The 3,985-nt window shown below is 65.9% G+C and carries 2 protein-coding genes and 2 pseudogenes; 1 reads left to right on the top strand and 3 read right to left on the bottom strand.

What is annotated here, in order from left to right:
• Positions 1-111: 111 nt before the first annotated feature.
• Positions 112-758, top strand: a pseudogene (locus HUK82_RS14965) (IS630 family transposase); the annotation flags it as partial.
• Here HUK82_RS14965 and HUK82_RS14960 read toward each other — a convergent pair.
• The 3 genes and pseudogenes from HUK82_RS14960 to HUK82_RS14950 all read right to left on the bottom strand — a co-directional run bounded on the left by HUK82_RS14960 (position 733) and on the right by HUK82_RS14950 (position 3,823).
• Positions 733-2,058, bottom strand: coding sequence for an efflux transporter outer membrane subunit (locus HUK82_RS14960; RefSeq protein WP_246495880.1), 1,326 nt, complete (start codon positions 2,056-2,058; stop codon positions 733-735). The pseudogene HUK82_RS14965 and the gene HUK82_RS14960 overlap by 26 nt on opposite strands.
• A gap of 10 nt (positions 2,059-2,068) precedes the next feature.
• Positions 2,069-2,776: pseudogene (locus HUK82_RS14955) on the bottom strand (HlyD family secretion protein); the annotation flags it as partial.
• Between the two features lie 129 nt (positions 2,777-2,905).
• Positions 2,906-3,823, bottom strand: a complete 918-nt coding sequence (locus HUK82_RS14950) for a LysR family transcriptional regulator (RefSeq protein ID WP_176614712.1) — start codon at positions 3,821-3,823, stop codon at positions 2,906-2,908.
• Positions 3,824-3,985: the final 162 nt, after the last annotated feature.

Raw genomic sequence — 3,985 nt, 5'->3', positions numbered from 1 at the left:
GGGCGTCGTGGGAGAAGTGCGTCTGATCGAAAGGCAGTTCGGAGTTTACACATTCTGAACGCCCGAAATCTCCGGGGCCCTGCCGCTTATTCGAGAATTTGCAACAGAGCCCGCCGGGACATCACGCTGCTGGAGATGGCGGCGCGCCTGCGCGAAGAGCATGCGGTCGAGATCGGGCGCAGCATGCTCAGCCGCTGGCTGCGTCAACGTGGCTGGACGTTCAAAAAAAGACCGCCCACGCACTGGAGCAGGAACGTACCGACGTCCTGAAGCGGCGCGAGGACTGGTTCGACGCCCAGCCCGATCTCGACCCGGAGCGCCTGGTATTTATCGACGAGACCAACCTGTCGACCAAGGTGGCCCGGCTGCGGGGACGCGCCCTGCATGGAGAGCGGTGTCGCGCTGGTGTGCCGCACGGCCACTGGAAAACCACGACCTTCACCGGGGCGCTGCGCACGACCGGTCTGACGGCACCCTTCGTGCATGACGGAGCCATGAACGGTGCCGTGTTCCAGACCTATGTCAGCCAAGTGCTCGTGCCGACCCTGAGGCCGGGCGACATCATCATCCTCGACAAGCTGCCGGCCCATCGTATGCCCGGTGCACGCCGTGCCGTCGAACGGGCTGGGGCCACGATGGTGTTCCTGCCGCCCTATAGCCCCGACTTCAATCCGATCGAGATGGCCTTCTCCAAGCTCAAATCTCTCATGCGCAGCCGGGCGGAACGCACCGTCACCGTGCTATGGGATGCCGTCGGGGAGGCGCTTCACGCTGCTGCTGCGGGGCGGAGAAATCGGCCATGGCGTCGTCGATCTCCTGCCAGGCCTTGAGGATCGTGCGCTGGAGCATGATCGCCGCTTCCTTCTGCTGCGCCCGGCGCAGGCGCAACTGCCCGGTGAGGCGACCGCCCTCGAACAGCGGCAGCGTCATGGTCGGGCCGAACCCGTACTGCCGGGACGCCCAGGAGCCGAGCCCGCTGAATTGCAGCGCCTGCACGTCAAGGCTGCCGGACAACGTAACGCGCGGAAAGAAATCCGCCACGGCCACGCCGATGCTGGCGGTGGCGACATGCAACTGCTCTTCGGCCATACGAATATCCGGCCGACGCTCCGCCAGTTCCGACGGCAGGCCGACGGGCACCGCATCGGGCACCGGCGGGATCGCGGCAGGCGTGCCGAGCTGTGTTCGGAGCGCTCCCGGCTCGCGTGCTACCAGAAAACTCAGCGCGTTGATCAGATGCACTTCCTGAGCGCGCAAGATCGGCAGGCGTGACTGGAATTCGCTGAGCTGACCGCGGGAATCCGCCACGTCGAGCTGCGTGGAGGCGCCTTGAGTGAAGCGCATCGTCGTCAAATCGACACTATGGCGCGCGGTGTCGATATTGCGACCGACGATGGCGATCTGCGCCTGCACGCCGCGCAGATCGAGATAGTCCTGCGCGGTTTCGGCCATCAGCGAGACCAGCACGTCGCGCTGCATGTCCTGCGTCGCCTGCACGGCCGCGTTGGCCGCCTCGACCTGACGCCGAACATGGCCCCAGAGATCGACTTCCCACGACGCGCTCATGCCGTATTGCGGCAGGTTGAAGGACGGATTGCCGACCGTGCCCGGCACGGCCACGGGGCCGAAGCCCTGCGCGCCACTGGCGACATCGCCGGCGCCCGCGCGCTCCAGCGTGCCGAGCAGGCCGAGGATGCCATTGGTGCTGGCCCGCTCGCGGGCGTAGGAGGCATTCCCCTCCATATGCGGGAACTGTGCAGCGCTTGCGATCCGCCGCTCGGCGATACTTTCCGCCAGGCGGTATGCGCTGGCCCTCAAGTCCAGATTGGCGGCCGCGACCTGCTGCTCGAGCGCAGTCAGCACCGGATCGCGATAGATCGTCCACCATTGCGGATCGGCCGCACTTTCCACCGGGTGGCTTTCGGCGTCCGCCATGTCGCGATGCCAGTGCGGCCCGCTTGCGACATCGGGCTTGTGATAGTCCGGCCCGACCGTGCAGGCGCCGAGCAGGAGCGCGCCCGCCAGTGCGAACGTGCGCCGGTTGAGGAGAGTGGTCATGATCCGCCCCTCACCGCCACGCATAGCGGGGGTCGTCCGCCCTCGCGCCCTCGGGGTGCGACGCCGTGTCGATCCGGACTTCGACGGACATGCCGACCCTGACCCGCGCCGCCAGAGCTTGCCCCGGATCGAAGACGATGCGCACCGGGAGACGCTGGACCACCTTGGTAAAGTTGCCGGTCGCATTATCGGGCTGGATCGGCGCGAAGGCGACCCCGGTGGCAGGCGGGATGCTGTCGACATGGGCATGGAGCGGCTGGCCGGGGAAGGTATCCACCCAGACCGTCGCCTTCTGACCCGGCACGACATGCGTGAGTTGCGTCTCCTGGAAATGGGCCACCACAAAGGCGTCCTGGACCGGCGTGACGGCCATCAGCGCGCTGCCGGGATTGACGTAGTTGCCCACGCGCACGCCCCGCGCGCCGACCACACCGTCCACCGGGGCCGGGATGGTGCAATAGGACAAATCCAGTTCCGCCCGCTGTTCCTCGCCTTCGGCGCGGGCCAGGTTGCCCCTGGCACGCGCGATCTGAGCCGCGAGCACGTCCTTTTCCTCGATCGCGGCCAGCACGCTCGCCTCGTCGCGGGCTTTCGCCGCCGTGGCCTCGCGGGTCTGGGCCGCCGTGCGCTGGCGCTGCTCCATCGTGCCGGCACCGCCAGCCGCAAGATTACGGTACCGGGCCTCGTCCTGCTGCGCGAAGACGAGCTGGGCGTCGTCCGACGCCCACGACGCGACGGCATTTCGCACCCTACTGGTATCTCATCCGTCCGGTCAGTGGACTGATCCGCAGACGCATGTTGGCCTCCGTGCGCAAGCAGGCGGAAAGCCGCACCAATTCGCCGACGATCACCGGCTGATGCCTGGTATCCCGCCGACCCGTTCGGCCAGGAACTCCACGCAGAGACGGATCCTAGCCAGCGTCGTCCGTTCAGGCGCGATCAGCATGCTCAGCGGCACCGACGGCAACGTGTAGTCTGGGAGAAGCGGCACCAATCGACCGTCCTGCAGGCAGTCTTCCACCAGCCAACGATGGGCCGGGCCGAAACCCCTTCCCGCCAGAAACGCCTCCCGCGCCGCCAAACCATGATCGACGATCAAACGGCCATGAAACGGCACGAGATGGGTTCTACCCCTGACGCTCCGCAGGACCAGCCGATCCGACCCATGCACACGCGACATGCGCACCCCTTCGCGGTCACGCAAGTCCGCCACTCGCCGCACCGGACCATTGCGACGCAGCCACTCGGGCGATGCGACCAACAGGCGCTCGCTCTCCCCCAGGGTGCGCAGTTTCATCGCACAATCGCTCAGGGGACCGAGACGGACGGCGATATCGACCCCATCCCGCACCAGATCGATCCGCTCGTCCGTCAGGCCGAATTCCACCCTTATTCCCGGATTTTGGTCTTGAAAGGCATAAATGAGCGGGCTGACGTGCAGGACGCCCAACGCGCCGGTACAGGAGATACGTACCGTCCCGGCCGTTGCCTGCCGCGTGTCGCGCATCTCCTGACTTGCCTGCTCGACGAGGGAGAGGATCTGCACGCAATGCGCGTAATAGCGCGTTCCTTCGTCCGTCAGCGCCGTACGGCGCGTCGTCCGCGTCAGCAGCGACACACCCAGAGCCTCTTCAAGCTCGCGCAGATGCCGCGTGATCGTCGATTGCCCAGCGCCGGTTTCACGGGCGACGGCCGCCAGATTGCCACGTTCGGCAACGCGCACGAAGGTCCGCATCCGCTCCAGTGAGATTGGCGATTGTTCCATATTTCGGCATTCTCCCTTCCTCTATCGCCATATGGGATAAGAATAGCCTAACGCGTAATCTCGTTGGGAAACGAAATTTTCCACGCAATGAGAGTCCGCTCATGAATGTTCTGATCGTCTTCGCCCATCCGGAAAGACACTCGCTCAACGGCGCCCTGCTTG

The organism is Ameyamaea chiangmaiensis, from assembly GCF_013376175.1.
In the GTDB taxonomy this organism is placed as follows: Bacteria; Pseudomonadota; Alphaproteobacteria; order Acetobacterales; family Acetobacteraceae; genus Ameyamaea; species Ameyamaea chiangmaiensis.
Note: the sequence above shows the minus strand (reverse complement) of the source record. Positions and strands in the feature narration are given on the sequence as shown.